Genomic DNA, 19,228 nt, shown 5'->3' with positions numbered 1-19,228 from the left:
TGGGGGGGGGTTTTTTTCCCGCCCCCCCAACAAACCCCCACCCCCACCCCCCCCCCCCGCCGCCCCCCCACCCCCCCCCCCCCACCCACCCCCCCCCCCCCCCCCCCCCCGGCGGGGCCCGCCCCCCCCCCGGTTCTTTTGGCCCAAGGGCGGGAGATTTGAAAATGGTTAGCGCGACACGAAACAGTTGCCGCCGGCAGCCTTGTAGTTGGTGCACAGGCTGATCGCATCGTTGCGCGACTTCGCCGGGACGCGAACGCGATAGAACGTTCCCTTGCCGGCGATCTCGGCCTTGACGATGTTGGCCGTGTGGCCGGAAAGCACGCTGCCATAGCGACGCTGCAGATCCTGATAGGTCGACTGGGCGCTTTCGACGGTCGGCTGCGAGGCGATCTGCATCGACCACGAGCCACCGCCGGTCGAGGCCGCCGCCGGACTGATGGACGCAACCTGGTCGGGCTTGACCTCACCGACGACGTCGACCGGCTGGTCGGACGGACGCTGCGGCGCCACCGGAACCGTGGCCGGCGTGTTGGCAGGCTGGTTGGTTTGAGCTTCAGCCTCAGCCGTGGGCACGGCGGCCAGATTGACTGCTTCCGGCGTGGCGGTTTCGGCCCGGTCGCCGGCCACTGGGTCGCCCACCGGATCGCCGCCCAACAGGTCGCCACTTGCCTGGTCGGCAACAGACGCTACGGTACCGGTCTGCGCCGCGTCGCCGGCCTGACCCGCCGGGGCCACAAGCTGCGGCGCCGGATCGACAGGCTCGACGGCAGCCACCTGCGATGCCGCAGGCGCCGGATCCTCGCGCGCAACCAGTGAACCATCAGATTTGACGACCATGGTTCTCACCTTGCGTGGCGCAACGGCGACGACATCCGGGTCGATGCCCTGCTCGGCCTCTTGCAGAACCTGGGCGATACGATCCTCGGACTTGGGTGCCGGCGCGGCGGCGTCGGCATTCCCGGCCGCTTGCGTGCCGCCGGCCGCATCGGCGGCTTCAGCCGTGTCGATGTCGTCGGGCGAAAGATCGACCACACGGCTCTGCGGCGGTTCCTTGGCCGCCACGTCCACCGGCTCTTCGGTGTTGGTGACCAGTTTTTCCTGGACCGGTTCGGCAGGCCTCGCGCCCCCCTTGGCCACGGCGTCGTAAACCTTGTTGTCCTGGTTCGGCACGACGGTGCCGCCCGGGTTTTCCGGCCTGACCTTGATCGGTGCGTTGTCCGCCTTGACGATGACCGGCGCATCGGTGCCGCCGTTGCCGCCGAAAGACAGCGCGAAGGCGCCAAGACCGCCGGCGATCGCCACGGCGCCGACGACTGCGGCGACCAGCAGGCCGCGGCTCCGGGGCCTCGCGGCATTCTGCTCGGCCAGGCCTGGAACCGACATGGCCTCATCCAGTTCGGGGTCGTAGTCGAGTTCGTCCAGGGCAAAATCGTTGGCTTGCGCTTGCGAAACCGGCCGGCCGCTGGGCAAGTCGCCCAGATCAAAGCCGCTGGCGGCATCGGCGTAAGACGCACTGACGGGCGCTGCTGCCGGTCTCGCCGCATAGGTCCGCGTTTCAACGCGGTCGGGCTCATGGCCTGACTGGAACCCGGCCGCTGACTGGAACCCTGCCCCCGGCTGGGGTCCGGCCCCCGGCTTGAATCCGGATTTGTAGGATTCGTCGTCATACGCCGTGCTGCGCGCCGGGCCGGCAGCGACGTCCACGGCATTCATTTCCGAGAGAAGGTTGGCGAACTCGGTATCGAGATCGTCATAGGCAGGCGCCGGCGGTGCGTCTTCATTGACGTCGAGTTCCGGAATATCGAGGTCGTCCGCCAGCGCTACGACGCGCTCGGGCACATCGACTGTCTCGACATCGGGCATCTCGTCATATGCAGAGGCTTGTTCGCTTTGAGCGGGCGCAGGTGCCGCATTGGCGGCATCGTCTTCGGCCGGCTCATCCTGATAGGCCGGCTCATCCTGATATGAGGGTGCCGCAGCGGTTGGCGGTGTCGTTGTTTCTGTGGTCGCCGAAGCCGTCGGCTGGGCTGCAAAGGCGGGTTGCGGCTGTGCCACCGGCGTTACGCGGCTCCACGAACGGGCCGGCGCAGGCGCGGCGGAGGGTGCCGCCATCCAGCTGAGCGAATCATTCGGATCCTGCTGTGGAGCGGGGTCATCGCCATGATCCAGACCGATGTCCTTGGCGAAGGCGGCGTGCAATGCATCGTCGTCGAAATCGATATCAGCCGGTCCGGCAGCGTCTTCAGCGCCGAAATCATGGCCCACGAGCCCGTCGAGGAGAACGGTGTCGAGGTCGGCGTCGGCGGCCTGGACCGCGTCTTCATTCGACTGCTCCGAAAGGTCTTGCTCGTCAAGGCTCCCGGCCAGTTCGTCGGTGGGATCCACTGGTTCGTCGGCGGCTTCTCCAGCCGCGGCTACAGGTTGCTGGACCATGGCGGCCGCGGACGCTGCCACCGGGGCAGCCCGTGCGCTCATGGTGCCCAACAGCGCGTTCAATTCGTCTTCGAGGCTCCGCTCCTCAGCGACGGCGGCTGGCGCCGTCGGTTCGGCTGCAACGCCGGGGGCCTGAGTAGCCGGCTTCTCGGCTTCCTCGGCAAGCGTGTCGTCGAAGCTCAATTCAAAATCGTCGTCCAACGCATCTTCCGGGGTCGCGGCGGAAGGCTCGTCGTCGTTGGCGGCGATAGAATCCGGCTCGTCAATTTCTGGCTCGTCGACTTCGACCGGCTCAGCCGTGCGAATGTCGAAATCCATGTCGACGTCATCCATGGCGACGTCGGCCATAGTGTCGTGGTCGGCAAAGTCCTCGTCGGACTCATCCGAAACGGCCCAAACAGCCGCAGCGGGAGCCTCGACAACGGCCTCGATCGGCTCATGCTCGTCGAGCGTCAGCTCGTCTTCGAGCGAGCTTGCGACGGCGTTGTCGAATTCATCGTCGAACGCGGGTTCGGCGGCCGGCGCGGCGATGTCGGCGGCTTCGGCAGCCTGCTCCACCTGCACGTGCTCGTCGAGCGTCAGCTCGTCTCCGAGTGAGCTTGCGACGGCGTTGTCGAATTCATCGTCGAAGGCGGGGTCAGCGGCCGGCGCGGAGATGTCGGCGGCGGTATTCTGTTCGTCCGTCGCATCGTCGTCCAGCCGGAAATCCTGTTCGATCGACGCAGAGAGTTCGTCGTTTACCGGCAAATCGTCTTCGAACGGCGACACGTCTTCGAGCGAACTGGCGATCGCATGGTCAAAATCGTCGTCGAACGCCGCTTCAACAGCCGGCGCGGATACTTCGGCAACACCGGAACCCAGGTCGGCGGCGGCAACGGCATGGGCAGTTTCGTCCGCCGTGTCGTCGTCCAGCCGGAAATCCTGTTCGAGCGACGCGGCAAGCTCGTCGTTCCCAAGCTCGTCGTTCGCAAGCCTGTCGTTCATCGGCAAATCGTCTTCGAATAGCGACACGTCTTCGAGCGAACTGGCGAGCGCTTCGTCGAAATCGTCGTCGAAAGCAGCTTCAGCAGCCGAGGGAGTTCCGGCAAAGCCAGAGCGCACATCGTCGGCAGCAATGGCAACGGCGGTTTCGTCTACCGCATCGTCGTCGAGCAGGAGATCCTGTTCGAGCGACGCGACAAGCTCGTCGTCGATTGGGTCAGTAGCAGCCGCGTCGAAAGCCGGCTCGCGAAGCTCGGCTGCGCCGTCATTGGCGTCGCCGCCGAATTCGCCCATCAACTCCTTCTCGAGGTCGATGCCGAAATCGCCGTCGTCCGCTGGCTGACTTGCTGCAGCCGCCGTCGACTGGGCCTGCGGCTTGACCGGCTGGCGCGGGTCGAAGCCCATGATCCTGGTCAGTTCCGCGAACGGATCATCGTTGGCGATATCGTTTTGGGCGGCTGCTTTCAGCTGGGTTCTGTCTGCCATTATTGTTCCCGAACTCGCACTCATTCGGACGCCGTTGACGTCGCGCAGGGTTGGCCCTTACCAGCGCAATGTGGGCAAAAGGTGACAGGTTTTTTAGTCAAACCTAACGCATTTCGGTGGGCGCATCGGCTCCGATCAGCGTCAGGCCGGACGTCAAAACGTCCGAAACAGCCTGCACCAGCCCTAGTCTGGCATGGGTCAATTGTCGGTCGTTAACCTTAACAAAACGTAAGTCGGGATTTTCGGTGCCGCGGTTCCAATGTCCGTGGAAACTGGAGGCGAGATCGTAGAGGTAGAATGCCAGCCGGTGCGGCTCGAGCGCAAGTGCCGCGGATTCGATCAGCCGCGGATATTCGGCAAGCTTCCTGATCAGGCCGATCTCGCCTTCGTCGGTCAGCGAAGCGGTGGCGGCGGCCAGCCGATTGCGGTCGAAATTGGCCTCGCCCAGCTGTTCGCTCGCCTGCCGGAACACCGAATGGCAGCGCGCCGAGGCGTACTGGACGTAGAACACCGGATTGTCCTTCGACTGCTCGGTCACCTTGGCGAAGTCGAAATCGAGCGGCGCATCGTTCTTGCGGTAGAGCATCATGAAGCGGATCGGGTCGCGACCGACCTCCTCCACCACTTCGCGCAGCGTTACGAAATCGCCCGACCGCTTCGACATGCGCACCGGCTCGCCCTCGCGAAAAAGCTTCACCAACTGGCAAAGCAGCACGGTGAGCTTCACCTCGTCGCCGGAAATCGCCCGGGCGAGCGCTTCCAGGCGCTTCACATAACCGCCATGATCGGCGCCAAGCACATAGATCAGCTCGACGAAACCGCGATCGACCTTGTCCTTCAGATAGGCGACGTCCGCGGCAAAATAGGTGAAGGTGCCGTCCGACTTGACCAGCGCCCGGTCCATGTCGTCGCCGACCGCTGTCGAGCGGAACAGCGTCTGCTCGCGATCCTCCCAGTCGTCCGGCTTCTCGCCCTTGGGCGGCGGCAGCTTGCCCTTGTAGATATGGCCCTTGAGGGTCAGGTCGTTGATCGCCGAGCGGATTTTCCGGGCGTTGTCGGCGTGCAGGGTGCGCTCCGAGAAAAAGACGTCGTGATGCACATTGAGCAGCGCCAGATCCTCACGGATCATTGCCATCATCGCGTCGATCGTCCTGTCCTTGACAATGGCAAGCGCTTCCTCATCCGGCATCTGCAGCAAGGAACGGCCAAATTCGCTTACCAGAGCCTGGCCGACCGGCACGAGATAGTCGCCTGGATAGAGCCCGGCAGGAATCTCGCCGATGTCTTCGCCGAGCGCCTCGCGGTAACGCAACATGGCGGAGCGGCCGAGCACGTCGATCTGCGAACCGGCGTCGTTGATGACATATTCCTTGATCACGTCATAACCGGCGAAGGCCATCAGATTGGCGAGCGCATCACCCACCACCGCGCCGCGGCAATGGCCGACATGCATCGGTCCGGTCGGGTTGGCCGAGACATATTCGACATTGGCCTTCTTGCCGCCGCCAACGGTCGAGCGGCCGTAATTGCGGCCTTCGCCGAGCAGCGCAGTCAGATGCACCTGCCAGAACGCGTCCTTGAGCCTGAGATTGACGAAGCCCGGACCGGCAACGTCTGCAGCGGCGATGTCCGGGTCGGCGCGCAGCGCTTGCGCCAGCCTTTCAGCCAGAACGCGCGGCGGCTGGCCGGTCGGCTTGGCCAGCACCATTGCCGCATTGGTCGCCAGGTCGCCATGGCTGGCGTCGCGCGGCGGCTCGACGGCGACGCGCGACAAGTCCAGCGAACCGCCGTCTTTGTCTTTCAAATCAAGCGCTTCGACGGCCTTTATAATTCGCGCGTTGAAATCGGCGAAGATGTTCATTGGTGTGGCCCTGGCTCTGGCGGCTTTGCGGGAATCCGGTCTATTGGCCGGCAAAATCGAGCCCCGCCTAGCTTAATTCAGGCGTATGGTCAAACAAACGGCGGTGTTCCTTCAAAGCGTAGGTATCCGTCATGCCAGCCAGGAAATCGGCGACGCTGCGCGCCTTGATGCGATCATCAGCCCGGTCGAGCCCCTCGCGCCAGCCATCGGGCATGGCGCGCGGATCGGCGAAATAGACATCGAACAGGTCGTTGACGATCTGCTCGGCCTGGTTGCGCACGCGCACGACTTCGCTGTGTCGATAGAGATGCTTGTAGAGAAAGGCTTTCAATTCCTCTTCGAAAGCGGCCATTTCGGCTGAAAAGGTCACCATCGTCTCGCCTGCCGCCCTCACCGCGTCGGCGCTGTCCGGCTTGATGCGGGCCAGATTGGCGGTGGTGGAGACGATGACATCCTCGACCATCATCGTGATCTGCCGGCGCATCAGTTCGTGCCCTGTCCTCACATCGTCCAGCGCCGGATAGCGCTGACGCACGCCGTCGAGGATCGAGCCGGGCAGCGAAACCTTTTCCAGCATGTCGAGCTTCAGAAGGCCCGACCTCAGGCCGTCATCGATGTCATGGCTGTTGTAAGCGATGTCGTCGGCGATCGCCGCGCACTGCGCCTCGATGCCGGCGAAGCGGTCGAGCTCGAGGTCGTGCAGCTCCGAATAGTCGCGGATCGCTTGCGGCACCGGCCCCTTCAGCCCGTTTCCGCCGGCGTCGGTCAGCGGTCCGTTGTGCTTGACCAGCCCCTCCAGCGTCTCCCAGGTGAGGTTCAGCCCGTCGAATTCGGCATAGCGGCTCTCCAGCCGCGTCACCACTCGCAGCGACTGTGCATTGTGGTCGAAGCCGCCCCAGGCCGCCATCTTCTGGTTCAGCGCATCCTCGCCGGTATGGCCGAAGGGCGTGTGGCCGAAATCGTGCACCAGCGCCACCGCCTCTGCCAGGTCCTCGTCGCCGCGCAGCGCCCGCGCCAGGGCGCGCGCGATCTGCGCCACCTCGATCGAATGCGTCAGCCGGGTGCGGTAATGGTCGCCTTCATGCGCGACGAACACCTGCGTCTTGTGCTTCAGCCGGCGGAAGGCCGTCGAATGGATGATGCGGTCGCGGTCGCGCTGGAACGGCGTCCGGGTCGGGCTCTCCACCTCGTCGAACAGCCGCCCGCGCGACTTTGCCGGATCGCAGGCATAGGCGGCGCGTGGCCGATAGCCGAATCCGATTTCGCCCAACTCATTTGTCATCGCCCCAACCGATTTCCATAGCCCCAACCAATTTCCATAGCCCCGCCAATTTCCATAGCCTACGCCGCAGTTGACTTGCCCCCTCGCGCTTCATACCTATCATGTGAAACCGAAAGCAAGGTGACGCCCATGGGCGCTGATGCCAAGACCGCCATGAAAGTCGAGATGACCGACGCCGCCGCCAGGCGGATTGCCAAGATTGTGTCTGGCGAAGCCGGCAAGACGGCGCTGCGCGTTTCGGTCGAGGGCGGCGGCTGTTCCGGCTTTTCCTACAAGTTCGACCTGGTCGACACCCGCAACGATGACGACGTCGCCATCGAGAAGGACGGCGCCACCGTGCTGATCGATGACCTCTCGCTGGTCTATATGGGCGGCTCGGTGATCGATTTCGTCGACGATCTGATGGGCCAGTCGTTCCAGATCAGGAACCCGAATGCGGTCGCCTCGTGCGGCTGCGGCACCAGCTTCAGTATTTAGAGAATGCCTACCATTAGCGCGGTCCGTCAGGTCGCGCTTTCAGCCGGGCGCGATCTCGATGCAACGCTGGCGTTCTGGCAAGACGTGCTTGGCATGGCCGTGCACGTGCGCTTCGATCCGCCTGGCATCGCCTTCATCATGGCCGGCGATGTGCGGCTGCTGTTCACCGATGGCCTGCCGGCCGGCACCGTCTATCTCGACATTTCGGGCCTTGACGATTTCCACGCCTCGGCAAAAGCCGCCGGTGTCCCCTTCACTGCGCCGCCGATGCTCGTCCACCGCGATACCGAGGGCCTGTTCGGGCCGGCGGGGGAAAGCGAATGGATGGCCTTCCTAAAGGATCCGGCAGGCAATACGATCGGCCTCGTCGAACGCCATCCGCCCGAGCAGCAATGAGGCCGTCATGAAAATCGTCACCTGGAACATCAATGGCGTTCGGGCCCGTATCGGCAATTTGACCCACTGGCTGACGGAAAGCGCGCCCGACATTGCCTGCCTGCAGGAGATCAAGACGGTCGACGAGCAGTTTCCGCGGGCCGAGATCGAGGCGCTTGGCTACAACGTCGAAATCCATGGCCAAAAGGGTTTCAACGGCGTCGCCATCCTGTCGAAGCTGCGCTTCGACGAGGTCATCAGGGGCCTGCCGGGCGACGATGCCGACGATCAGGCGCGTTTCATCGAGGGCGTGTTCTCGACCGACAAGGGCGCGTTGCGCGTTGCCTCGCTCTACTTGCCGAACGGCAACCCGATCGATGACGAGAAGAAGTTCTCCTACAAGCTGTCTTGGATGGCGCGGCTGGAGCGCTGGGCCGAGGAAAGGCTCGTGCTCGAAGAGGCGCTGGTGCTGGCCGGCGACTACAATGTCATCCCCGAACCGATCGATGCGAAGTTTCCGGAGAACTGGCTCGGCGATGCGCTGTTCCAGCCGCAGACCAGGCAGGCGTTCCGCCGGCTGAAGAACCTCGGCTTCACCGAAGCCGTGCGCGCGGTCACCGACTCGCCGGACATTTTTACGTTCTGGGACTATCAGGCCGGCGCCTGGCAGAAGAACAACGGCATCCGCATCGATCACTTGCTGCTCTCGCCCGAGGCCGCCAATCGCTTTTCCTCGGCCTCGATCGAAAAGCATGTGCGCGCCTGGGAAAAGCCCTCGGATCACGTGCCGGTCGCCATCGAACTGGGTTTTGCGCCAATCTGATCATTCGGGGCCCGAACCGCCGGATTCCCGGTGGATGGACCGTCATATCGCCACAATCGGGGTTTCCGCTGCAATCCGGGTTCGGCCGGGGTTCAGGATGACGATCAGGTTTGCGATTTGCCCATGTGCCGCCGCGCTCGCCCTCGCGGCAACGTCGGCGTTTGCCAATCCTGCATGCCTGGCCAACGGAACATCATTCCAGATCGGCCAGGTCGCCTGCCTGACGCTTTCCGGTCGGAGCCATCTCGCCCGCTGCGACATGGTGCTCAACAACACGTCATGGACAAGGATCCGGAACGATTGTCCTAAAACCAAGCTGGCGCCGCCAGCCACGCCGATTTCAACGCCGGAGTCCGGTCCCGTTCCGACGCAACCGACCGAGAATTGATCTCGACTTTTCGAGATCCCCACTCTTCCTGGCTATTGACCCAGCCTTTACTGGCTGTTGGCTTCGTGCTGGTTTTACCGGTCGCCGCCACCCTTGGTGAGGATGTCGTCGGCCAGCGAAATCGCGGTGCGGCGGTCGGCCTCGCCCGCGGCGGCAAACGCCTCTTCCTGCATGCCGCGTATCCATGGCTGGTCGGAAGGCGCGGCCCGTTCAAGCGCCGCGGTCATCATCGCCAGCCCCCGAACGATCTTGCCGCTCTGGAAGAGCAGGTGGCCGAGCGTCGCCTGCGCGCCGGCATGGCCCTTTTCCGCAGCGAGTTGGAACCAGCGTCCGGCCTGCTTGATGCTCGCCTTGACGCCGCCCTTGCCATTCAGGAAGATCTGGCCCATCTCGAACTGGGCATTCGGGTTGCGGTAGTTGGCGGCGGCGCGCATGTAGTACTCTTGGGCCGCCACCTCGTTCTCTTTGATCGGGCTGCCGGGGATGCCCTTCCTCAGATAGTCGCCGAGCGCCACGAGCGCATCCGAGACATAGCTCTCTTCCGGCGAACCGGGCTCGACGTCCTGGTCGACGATCTCGCTGAAGAACTTGAACGCCGCGTAGTCGTCGCGCTCGACGCCGTCGCCCTCGGCATACATGCGCGCAAGCTTCCAGGTGGCGCCGATCTGGCCGTTTTCGGCCGCGTATTTATAAGCCTCCGCAGCCTGCTCCTTGCGGCCGTTCTTGTAGGCGGAGAAGCCGAACTGGAACACCGCCCACGGGCTCGACTGCGGCTTCACGCCGGTCTTGTCGTCGAACACCTTGTCATCGAAGGCCATGGCCTGGCCCGCGGCGCCCAAGGTCGCGCCAAAAGTGGCGATCGCGACCAGTGCCGAAAAGACAGACAGCCTCAGCAACTCAGATATCCGCATAACAATGTGTTTCTCTCGCACCACCGGGATGGGTGACCGCCCCGTCGCGGGCAGGCCCTACCGTTTGTGCATATTTCCAGATCGCGCCCGACTGATAGTCGGTCGCGCGCGCCTTCCATGCCTTTGCCCTGGTCGCCAGTTCGGTGTCGGACAGCGCCACCTCGATGGTGCCGTTCACCGCGTCGATCGAGATCAAATCGCCATCCCTGAGCAGCCCGATCGGGCCACCCACAGCGGCTTCCGGCCCGACATGGCCGATGCAGAAACCGCGTGTCGCGCCCGAAAAACGCCCGTCGGTGATGAGAGCCACCTTGCCGCCCATGCCCTGGCCATAGAGAGCCGCCGTCGTCGATAGCATTTCGCGCATGCCCGGACCGCCGCGCGGCCCCTCGTAGCGGATCACGAGGACCTCGCCCTCGCTGTAGCTGCGATCCGTAACCGCCTGGAAACATTCCTCTTCCGAATCGAAGCAGCGCGCCGGACCAGAGAATTTAAGCTCCGACATGCCCGCGACCTTCACGATCGCGCCTTCGGGGGCAAGGTTTCCCTTCAAGCCCACGACGCCACCCGTTCGGGTGATTGGTCGGTTGGCGGGACGGACCACATCCTGGCTATCATTCCAGGCAACGTGCTCCATATTTTCGGCTAAAGTGCGGCCGGTCACGGTCAGGCAGTCGCCATGCAAATAGCCGTGGTCGAGCAACGTCTTCATCAAGAGCGGAATGCCGCCGGCCTCGAACATGTCCTTGGCGACATATTTGCCGCCCGGCTTCAGGTCGGCGATATAAGGCGTCTTCTCGAAGGTCCTAGCGACGTCGAACAGGTCGAACTTTATCCCCGCCTCGTGCGCGATCGCCGGCAGATGCAGCGCCGCGTTGGTCGAGCCGCCGGTGGCCGAGACCACGGTCGCCGCATTCTCCAGCGCCTCCAGAGTGACGATGTCGCGCGGGCGGATATTTTTTGCGATCAGCTCCATGATCTTTTCGCCGGAGGCGAAATTGAAGCGGTCGCGCATCTCATAGGGCGCCGGCGCCCCGCAGGAATAGGGCAGCGCCAAGCCGATGGCCTCGGCGACGGTGGCCATGGTGTTGGCGGTGAACTGGGCGCCGCAGGAGCCGGCCGACGGACAAGCGGCTTGCTCGATTTCGAGGAGTTCGGCGTCGCCGATCGTGCCGACCGAGTGCTGGCCGACGGCCTCGAACACATCCTGCACGGTGATCTGCCGGCCCTTGTAGGAACCAGGCAGGATCGAGCCGCCATAAATGAAGATCGACGGCACGTTGAGCCGCACCATGGCCATCATCATGCCGGGCAGCGACTTGTCGCAACCGGCAAGGCCGACCAGCGCATCGTAGCAATGGCCGCGCATGGTGAGTTCGACCGAATCGGCGATGACCTCGCGCGACACCAGCGACGATTTCATGCCCTGGTGGCCCATGGCGATGCCGTCCGTGACGGTGATGGTGCAGAATTCGCGCGGCGTGCCGTTAGCCGCGGCGACGCCCTTCTTGACCACCTGCGCCTGGCGCATCAGCGAGATGTTGCAGGGTGCCGCCTCGTTCCAGCAGCTGGCGACGCCGACCAGTGGCTGCGCGATCTCGGCCGCCGACAAGCCCATCGCATAAAGATAGGAGCGGTGCGGCGCACGCGCCGGACCGACAGTCACATAGCGGCTGGGCAGCTTGGCCTTGGAGATGACTCTGGCGTTCATTCTCTTCCCTTGCCGCGAGCGGCGCGACCTGCCCCATAGCCGAGCCTTTTGGCATGCCCTGGGACGCATTCGAGGTGCGCCGGGTTTATGGCGGGAAGTAGGCAATGTCGGCGGGCGCCGTTGTGGCGCGAGGGTTGTTCAGAAACTGTTGCCAAAACATCACGATCGCGTGAGGCAGGGGGAAGCGGCGTCGTTGCGACGCCGCTTGGTTCGCCGGCAAGCCCCTCAAGCAAAAAAAGGCCGGGCGTCGCTCGGCCTTTTTGATATTGAAAACAGATGCTTAGAACTTGACCTTAACCGAAGCTGAGCCAGCAAGCAGCAGATCGTCGTCATATGTGTAGGTGATGGCATTTGCCGTGTCGCCAACGCCGGTGAAGGTCGACGACCCACTGGTCAGGACACCGATCGAGCCACCAAGTCTGACCTCGATCTTGTCATTCGGCGAATAGGAGATGCCGCTGGCGACCGCCCAAGTGTCGGACTGATAGCCGGAGGTCGTCGAGGTTCCACGATCCCAGGTCAGCGAAACCGCGGCCGACAATTGGTCGGTGAACTTGTGCGCTATGCCGCCCGTGACCGTCCAGCCGTCGCGATAAAGCAGATCGAAGGAAACTGGCGAGGGAGCACCGGTCACCGGGCTACGCACACCTTGGATCGGAATGATGCCAAGCTTGCTCCATTCCTGCCAGCGGATAGAACCAAACGCCAGCCAGCCAGGCGCTATGCCGCTCTGCAGCTTGAGTTCCACCGCCTGGGGTATCTCGGCCGAGGCGGAGACAGGGAACACCCCGGTGGCGCCTGGAACGAGATCCGCTGGAAAGGCGCCCCTGAACCCGGTCGTGTCGACGGTTCCCGACAGTTCGTCATATTTGTAGCTGGAAGAGTAGACCAGGCTTGCGCGCAAGGCGATTTCGGGAATTTCATAGGCGGCGCCAGCACGCCAGCCCCACGCCTCGTCGGAAAGCTGGAACTTGCCGAGGCCGGTATTGCCGAAGGCCAGCAAGGTCTGGCGCGACAGGAATGCATCGACCTCCTGGTAGGAGACCCCGCCGATGAAGCGCAGGGCGCCCTTGCCGACATTCACCTTGTAGGAGCAGGTAAGCCCGAAATCATTTGTTCTGACGTAGTATTCGACCGCTGATGGCGAATAGGCGTTGTTCGTTCCGAAGTCCGCCTCAGCACCATACGGTTCCGTATAGCTCGCAAGGCAATCCACTGGCTCAAAGATGTTGGCCTTGATGCCGATGCGCGGCACCGCATAGTCCCCACCAACGTCCACAGACGAAGACGACAGTCCCGAGCCATCCAGGCGCCGCACATTCTTCAGTGTGCGCTGTGGCGAAACATAGGTGACGCCGGCGTCGATCGAATATGGCGTGGCATCGAACAACTGGTCGATGTTGACACCGCCCCGGTCGAAGCCGCCGGCGTTGACAACGCCCGACATCAACAGCGAAAAGCACCCCGCCCCCAGCAGCGCTTTCAGACGCAAATTGTTCATGAATGTCCTCCCCTAGTACGAATGGACTAAGCTAGACCCAATTCAGGTTAACGGCGCAACAACGAATTCTCGATGCGTACATGTACGCCTCGCCGACCGTGTTTCAGACAAGGTGACAGCTTCACCGCAGAGCCGGAAAACGACCCATTTGGCTGCAAATCGAGCAAAAAAACTCGGAAAAACAAACCTGAAACTGCGCAAAAACCGCCCGTTTTGCGGCAACCGAGCCCATTGTTACATTATGGCAACAATGGGGCCAAAACATTCCGTTTACGTCAAGATTTACGCTGCGGAATGCCTATTTTTCGTGCAGGAAGCCGCCCGAAAAGCGCGTTCGCAGAACTCGCGAATCCGGAGCATCAGGCCCAAAAAGCGGAAGCCGGTTTGGCAAATCCGCTTCCTCAGCCGGTTAAACTCTCAAACACCAGAGATGATGGGTCAACCGGCTTCGCGCACGCGTGTCAGCGCCACCGAAAGCTTCTCTTGCGCCTCGCGATATTCGGCGAGTTTTTCGCGCTCGGCTTCGACGACATCTTCCGGTGCGTTGGCGACGAATTTGTCGTTGGACAGCTTCTTGTGCAGGCGGGCGATCTCTTCAGTCACCTTGACCAGTTCCTTCTGCAGCCGCGCCGCCTCGGCGGCAAGGTCGATCAGGCTGCCGAGCGGCAGGCAGATGGTGGCCTCGTTGAGCACGATTTGGGCCGAGCCCTTGGGCGCCGTATCGACAAGCGAGATGTCGCCGACCCGCGCCAGTCGCTTGATGGCCGAGGTCTGACGCTCAAGCCTTTCGCGGGTTGCGGTATTGGCCCCGATCACCATCAGCGGCGCGATCGCCGCCGGCGGCACGTTCATTTCCGAACGCACGGAACGGATGCCTGAGACCAGGTCGATCAGCCAGTTGATGTCGGCGGCCGCTGCCTCGTCCTCGAAGTCGGGCGACGGCCACGCGGCATGGCAAAGCAGCGACGGCCGTTCCTTGCCCTCACCCGATGTCTCAGCCCACAGCTCTTCGGTCATGAACGGCATCATCGGATGCAGCAGCTTGTAGATCTCGTCGAGCACGAAGGCGACGCAAGCCCGGCTCTCGGCCTTGGCAGCCTCGTCCGCGCCCATGAAGACCGGCTTCAACAGTTCCAGGTACCAGTCGCAGAACAGGTTCCAGACGAAGCGGTAGGCAGCAGTCGCAGCCTCGTTGAACCGATATGAAGTGATTCCATCAGTGATTTCACGTGCCGCGCGTGTCAGTTCCGTCAGAATCCAGCGGTTGACCGCCAGTTTGGCGTCGTTCAGCCAGAAATCGTCGTTTCTCGCGACGTCGTTCATCTCGGCAAAACGTGTCGCGTTCCACAGCTTGGTGCCAAAATTGCGGTAGCCGGCGATACGAGCCGGATCGAGCTTCACGTCACGCCCTTGCGCGGCCATCACCGTCAGCGTGAAGCGCAGTGCGTCGGCGCCATATTCGTCGATGAGATCGAGCGGGTCGATGACGTTACCTTTCGACTTCGACATCTTCTGCCCGTTCTTGTCGCGCACCAGTGCATGGACATAGACGGTGTGGAACGGCTCCTCCCCCATGAAATGCAGGCCCATCATCATCATCCGGGCGACCCAGAAGAAGATGATGTCGAAGCCGGTTACCAGCACGTCGGTCTGGTAGTAGGTCTTCAGCTCCGGCGTCTGGTCCGGCCAGCCGAGCGTCGAAAACGACCACAGCGCGGACGAAAACCATGTGTCGAGCACATCCTCGTCGCGGATCAGGATCTCGCCCGGCTTGAAATTCTCGAGTTTGTCCTCGACCCAGGCCTTCCACGGCCCTTCCAGCGCCAGATAATATTCGATCGCGGCGGCGAGCGCCTCCTCCTCGGTCTTCTCGACGAAGATGCGGCCGTCCGGCCCGTACCAGGCCGGGATCTGGTGTCCCCACCAGAGCTGGCGCGAAATACACCAGGGCTGAATGTTCTCCATCCAGTCGAAATAAGTCTTCTCCCAGTTCTTCGGCACGAACCTGGTACGGCCCTCGCGCACGGAGGCGATCGCCGGCTTGGCGAGCTCCGCCGCGTTCGCATACCATTGTTCGGTCAGGAACGGTTCGATCGGCACGCCGCCGCGATCGCCATGCGGCACGGCATGGCGATGCGGCTCGACCTTTTCGAGGAAACCGCCCGCCTCCATCAGCTCGACGATCTTGTTGCGCGCGACGAAACGATCGAGCCCGTTGAGCTCATCCCAGACGGCCCGACGCTCGGGCGTTATCTCCAGCCCGGCGAGAAACTCGTCATTGTCGGTGAGGGCGACCGCCGCCTCGACGGTGAGGATATTGATGGCCGGCAGCTTGTGGCGCCTGCCGACCTCGAAGTCGTTGAAGTCGTGCGCTGGCGTGATCTTGACCGCGCCGCTGCCCTTCTCCGGATCGGAATATTGGTCCGCCACCACCGGGACCTTGCGGCCGACGATCGGCAGGACGAGGTTCTTTCCGACCAGATGCCGAAAACGCTCGTCGTCGGGATGCACCGCCACCGCCGTATCGCCCAGCATCGTTTCGGGCCGCGTCGTCGCCACGGTGATGAAGGTTTTTGGATTTTCCGGATCGAAGACCTCGCCCTCGACGGGATAGCGGAAATGCCAAAGATTGCCGTTGACCTCCTGCTGTTCGACCTCGAGGTCGGAAATCGCAGTCAACAGCTTCGGGTCCCAGTTAACGAGGCGCTTGTCCTTGTAGATCAGGCCCTGCTTGTAGAGGGTGACAAACACTTCGAGCACCGCCCTGGACAGACCCTCGTCCATGGTGAAACGCTCTCGGCTCCAGTCGGCCGAGGCCCCCAGCCGCTTCAGCTGGTTGAAGATCGCGCCGCCGGATTCGGCCTTCCACTCCCAGACCTTCTCGATGAACTCATCGCGCGTCAGGTCGCGGCGGTGGATCTGCTTCTCCATGAGCTGGCGCTCGACCACCATCTGCGTGGCGATGCCGGCGTGGTCCATGCCGGGCTGCCACAGCACGTTCTTGCCGCGCATGCGCTCGAAGCGCACCAGAATGTCCTGCAGCGTGTTGTTGAGCGCATGGCCCATATGCAGCGAACCGGTGACGTTCGGTGGCGGGATGACGATGGTGAAGGCTTCCGCGCCCTCCTCAGCGCCTGCGCCGGCGCGAAACGCGTCGGCCTCCTCCCAGACTTTGGCGATCTTCGGCTCGACGATTTTTGCGTCGTAGGTTTTTTCGAGCATGGGAAGGCGTCCGGGCTGTCGGGTTTTTGCTGGTCCGGTGTAAATCGGAAGGTTTTGGCCAAGTCAACCGCGACGCGGCAGGCGAGCGGGCTCGCCCGCCATACAGATCGATCGGACAAGATCACAGGCAATGCCACTGCCGAGGCCGTAGGCATTGCATTGCGCATCAACGAAGACGTCGCCCGCTGCGGCGGGGTTCATCCGCCGACCGTCGGAATTATTACTGCGCGCCGCGCGCCACGCGTTCGATTTCTTCGCGTACCAGCCGCTCGACCAGCGTCGGCAGATTGTTGTCCAGCCAGTCCTGCAGCATGGGCCTCAGCATCTCCTCGGCCATCTCGTCGAAGGTTTTCTTGCTGCGGCTGGCGAACGCATCGGAAAGCTCGCCGAAGGCGGCGGCAACTTGCCGGCCCGTATGTTCGGAAAGGATCGCCGGACGAGCGGACGGTGCCTCGCTCGTCGCCGGGCGCGCCAACCCGCTTCGCGGCGCGGCGGGCTCGAAAGCAGGTTCGGCCGCGTCCTCCAAAACCTCAGCCTTCTGTTCGGCATCTGGCGTCTGTCGCAGCTCAGCCCTGTCTGGGGCCCTGTCCGGCCTGGCCGCGGTCTTCGCTTCGCTGATTGCGGCGATATCACGCCGCCACCCGGCAACGATACTGTCGGTCGTCTCCGCAACCCTTGCCATCGCAGGCGCATTCGGCTCCGGCTTGGCGGCCGGGGCCGCTTCGGCCGCGACCCTGTCACCAGCAAGCGTCACGGGCGATTTGACCGGAGCCGGATCGGAACGCACCGGCAGCTCCACGCGCGCGATGACAGGCTCGACAGCCGAGGATTGCGCCTGCACCTCGGTCAGCGTGGCCGGCCTCCTGGCGTCGAACCCCGGACGCAACTCGGCGCGAAACGCGCCTGCCGCTGGTGGCGCCCCGCCTGCCTCCGGCGGCGCCTCGCCTGCCGCCGGTGCCGGTGCCGGCACGGCTACCGACGTCAGATCCTGCAGCAGGTCGTCCGTATCGTCCGGCTGCTTGCGGCCGGTGTCGTTGTCCTCGATGATCCTCCTGATGGAGGCCAGTATTTCCTCCATCGAAGGCTCGCGCTGTACGCTGCTTGCAGTCGCCATCGTCACATCCGCCGCCCTTGTGACTCGTTGCAGATTTCCTGTCCGGCCAAAGCCGGATTCGAATCATGGCAACAGCGTAACCCACGGATCGCCTTAGGAGAATCCCCAATCTGAGGGCATGTTGGATTTCAACAGATTAGAGCCCGCGCGTCCTTTTTGGAGGCGCGGGCTCTAAATAGCTTGAAACTGGATGGAAGTTGAAACTGGTGAGGTGATCAGCGGCCGTCTGGCGTGCGCAGGCCAAACCACTTGTCTTTGACCGCATTGTAATGTTCTTCGGGTCTGTATTTCGTTACCTGAAGGGCGAGACGCTCGACCGAAAGACGACCGACAGCCGAAAGGATGGCATAGCTCGCCACCACCAGATCGCGTTCCGAACTGGCCTGGTTGATCTTGGCGGTGATGAGGGTGGCCTGGGCGTTGAGAACGTCGAGCGTGGTGCGCTGGCCGACATTGCGCTCCTCGATGACGCCGCTCAAGGCAAGCTGCGCGGCGGCGATCACCTGCCTGTTAGCCACCACGCTTTGCTGGGCGGCGATATATTGCGTCCAAGCCGAGGTCACCGCTTGCCGCACGGTGTCGCGGCTGACATCGACCTCGATCCGGGCCTGGCTGAGCGATTCCTTGTTCTGACGCACTATCGCCGACGTCCGCCCGCCCGAATAGATCGGTATGGTCAGCGTGGCACCGATGTTGGCCGTATTGGTTGTGCCATCCCCACTGCTGAGGGGATCGTTTTTGATATAGTCACTGGAAACGCCGGCGGAAGCCGAAAGCTGCGGCAGCAGCGCGCCTTCGGCCGATTTCACCGAAAACGCCGCCGCGTCGACCAGATGCTGGGTGGCGAGGATGGCCGGGTGCTCACTGGATGCAATCGCGATCGCCGAATCGAGGTTCGACGGCAACAGGTTCGCCAGCGGCGAAGCGGCCCTGAGCCTGCCGGGCTCGTCGCCGACGATCTGGCGATAAGTCGCAGCGCTTGCCAGCGCCTGCGCGCGGGCGGCGGCCAGTTCCGCCACGGCGGAGGAGCGCTCGGCATCGGCCTGTGCGACGTCGGTGCGGGTGCCTTCGCCGACTTCGAAGCGCGAGCGCGCCGCGCGTGCCTGCTCGGTCAGGAACTGCAGGTTCTGCTCCGTCAGCACCGCCACTTGCCGATCGCGAATCACGTCCATGTAGGCGCTTGCCGCATTGAACAGAATGTTCTCTTCGGTATTGCGCAGGCTCTCGACCGAGGCGCGGACCTGCGATTCGGCGGCGGCGACGTTGTTCTTGGTCTGAAAGCCGTCGAACAGGGTCTGGTCGATCTGGACGCCAAAGTTGCCGGTGGTTATCGCGATTTTTCCGTTCTCCCCGGGGATATTTCTCCGGGCATCGAAATACCCCCTGGAGTAGTCGATGTTCGCGGAACCGGTGATGGTCGGGCGCCAGCCGGACTTGGCGATGGCAACGCCCTCATCGGTGACGCGGACGCCGGCGCGCGCCGAATTGAGCTGGGAATTGTTCTGATAGGCTTTTGAAAGTGCTCCGAGAATGGTTTCCGCCGAGGCGCCTAGTGGAGAAAGCGCGGTCGCCGAAAGGAAGGCGGCAAAAAGACTCTTGCGTAAAGACGGCACGTTATTCCCTCATTCGTTTTGCATGGGAACCACACCGCGCCGGCTTC

Annotated in this window: 12 protein-coding genes; 3 read left to right on the top strand and 9 right to left on the bottom strand. The window is 63.2% G+C overall.

Annotated elements, in window-relative coordinates; all coding sequences use genetic code 11:
* Positions 1-168 precede the first annotated feature (168 nt).
* The 3 genes from AC0L3D_RS25200 to AC0L3D_RS25190 all read right to left on the bottom strand — a co-directional run bounded on the left by AC0L3D_RS25200 (position 169) and on the right by AC0L3D_RS25190 (position 7,046).
* The gene (locus AC0L3D_RS25200) at positions 169-3,903 is read right to left on the bottom strand and encodes an SPOR domain-containing protein (RefSeq protein ID WP_473646182.1); all 3,735 of its coding nucleotides are present in this window, start codon (positions 3,901-3,903) and stop codon (positions 169-171) included.
* 103 nt (positions 3,904-4,006) lie between these two features.
* On the bottom strand, positions 4,007-5,764 hold the full coding sequence (gene argS / locus AC0L3D_RS25195) for an arginine--tRNA ligase (RefSeq protein WP_473646180.1): 1,758 nt from the start codon (positions 5,762-5,764) through the stop codon (positions 4,007-4,009).
* A gap of 67 nt (positions 5,765-5,831) precedes the next feature.
* Positions 5,832-7,046, bottom strand: a complete 1,215-nt coding sequence (locus tag AC0L3D_RS25190) for a deoxyguanosinetriphosphate triphosphohydrolase (protein ID WP_473646179.1) — start codon at positions 7,044-7,046, stop codon at positions 5,832-5,834.
* 129 nt (positions 7,047-7,175) lie between these two features.
* Here AC0L3D_RS25190 and erpA point away from each other — a divergent pair, with 129 nt between their 5' ends.
* From erpA to xth, 3 genes are read left to right on the top strand one after another with little or no spacing between them, the layout of a single operon-like run.
* Complete coding sequence (erpA, locus tag AC0L3D_RS25185; protein WP_006335221.1) at positions 7,176-7,523, top strand: iron-sulfur cluster insertion protein ErpA; 348 nt, start codon at positions 7,176-7,178, stop codon at positions 7,521-7,523.
* Positions 7,524-7,526: 3 nt separating this feature from the next.
* Positions 7,527-7,919, top strand: a complete 393-nt coding sequence (locus AC0L3D_RS25180; RefSeq protein WP_023802579.1) for a VOC family protein — start codon at positions 7,527-7,529, stop codon at positions 7,917-7,919.
* A gap of 7 nt (positions 7,920-7,926) precedes the next feature.
* Entirely contained in the window at positions 7,927-8,721 is a 795-nt protein-coding gene (gene xth / locus AC0L3D_RS25175) for an exodeoxyribonuclease III (protein WP_473646177.1), read from the top strand.
* A 462-nt stretch (positions 8,722-9,183) separates the two neighbouring features.
* Here xth and AC0L3D_RS25170 read toward each other — a convergent pair whose 3' ends face one another.
* The 6 genes from AC0L3D_RS25170 to AC0L3D_RS25145 all read right to left on the bottom strand — a co-directional run bounded on the left by AC0L3D_RS25170 (position 9,184) and on the right by AC0L3D_RS25145 (position 19,181).
* A complete protein-coding gene (locus AC0L3D_RS25170) occupies positions 9,184-10,020 on the bottom strand; it encodes a tetratricopeptide repeat protein (protein WP_023802582.1) in 837 nt (278 codons plus the stop codon).
* Entirely contained in the window at positions 10,007-11,731 is a 1,725-nt protein-coding gene (gene ilvD, locus AC0L3D_RS25165; RefSeq protein ID WP_473646176.1) for a dihydroxy-acid dehydratase, read from the bottom strand. The genes AC0L3D_RS25170 and ilvD overlap by 14 nt, the downstream gene beginning before the upstream one ends.
* A gap of 280 nt (positions 11,732-12,011) precedes the next feature.
* Positions 12,012-13,232: an OmpP1/FadL family transporter gene (locus AC0L3D_RS25160; protein ID WP_473533974.1), complete on the bottom strand. Its 1,221-nt coding sequence runs from the start codon at positions 13,230-13,232 to the stop codon at positions 12,012-12,014.
* A 438-nt stretch (positions 13,233-13,670) separates the two neighbouring features.
* Positions 13,671-16,454 (bottom strand): valine--tRNA ligase, encoded by a 2,784-nt coding sequence (locus AC0L3D_RS25155; RefSeq protein WP_473646174.1) that lies wholly within the window; start codon positions 16,452-16,454, stop codon positions 13,671-13,673.
* A gap of 220 nt (positions 16,455-16,674) precedes the next feature.
* On the bottom strand, positions 16,675-17,568 hold the full coding sequence (locus tag AC0L3D_RS25150; RefSeq protein ID WP_473646173.1) for a PopZ family protein: 894 nt from the start codon (positions 17,566-17,568) through the stop codon (positions 16,675-16,677).
* 215 nt (positions 17,569-17,783) lie between these two features.
* Positions 17,784-19,181 carry a TolC family outer membrane protein gene (locus AC0L3D_RS25145; protein WP_473628905.1) on the bottom strand — a complete coding sequence of 466 codons (1,398 nt, stop codon included), beginning with the start codon at positions 19,179-19,181 and terminating at the stop codon, positions 17,784-17,786.
* Positions 19,182-19,228: the final 47 nt, after the last annotated feature.

Source organism: Mesorhizobium sp. WSM4837 (genome assembly GCF_055811435.1).
The sequence above is the reverse complement of the archived record's forward strand: the minus strand, read 5'-3'. Positions and strand labels throughout refer to the sequence as shown.

Excerpts from the sequence above, each read along its gene's own strand:
- AC0L3D_RS25160 (WP_473533974.1), bottom strand. The coding sequence starts at position 13,232 with ATGAACAATTTGCGTCTGAAAGCGCTGCTGGGGGCGGGGTGCTTTTCG.
- AC0L3D_RS25170 (WP_023802582.1), bottom strand. The coding sequence starts at position 10,020 with ATGCGGATATCTGAGTTGCTGAGGCTGTCTGTCTTTTCGGCACTGGTC.
- AC0L3D_RS25150 (WP_473646173.1), bottom strand. The coding sequence starts at position 17,568 with ATGGCGACTGCAAGCAGCGTACAGCGCGAGCCTTCGATGGAGGAAATA.
- xth (WP_473646177.1), top strand. The coding sequence starts at position 7,927 with ATGAAAATCGTCACCTGGAACATCAATGGCGTTCGGGCCCGTATCGGC.
- AC0L3D_RS25155 (WP_473646174.1), bottom strand. The coding sequence starts at position 16,454 with ATGCTCGAAAAAACCTACGACGCAAAAATCGTCGAGCCGAAGATCGCC.
- AC0L3D_RS25180 (WP_023802579.1), top strand. The coding sequence starts at position 7,527 with ATGCCTACCATTAGCGCGGTCCGTCAGGTCGCGCTTTCAGCCGGGCGC.
- AC0L3D_RS25190 (WP_473646179.1), bottom strand. The coding sequence starts at position 7,046 with ATGACAAATGAGTTGGGCGAAATCGGATTCGGCTATCGGCCACGCGCC.
- argS (WP_473646180.1), bottom strand. The coding sequence starts at position 5,764 with ATGAACATCTTCGCCGATTTCAACGCGCGAATTATAAAGGCCGTCGAA.
- erpA (WP_006335221.1), top strand. The coding sequence starts at position 7,176 with ATGGGCGCTGATGCCAAGACCGCCATGAAAGTCGAGATGACCGACGCC.
- ilvD (WP_473646176.1), bottom strand. The coding sequence starts at position 11,731 with ATGAACGCCAGAGTCATCTCCAAGGCCAAGCTGCCCAGCCGCTATGTG.
- AC0L3D_RS25200 (WP_473646182.1), bottom strand. The coding sequence starts at position 3,903 with ATGGCAGACAGAACCCAGCTGAAAGCAGCCGCCCAAAACGATATCGCC.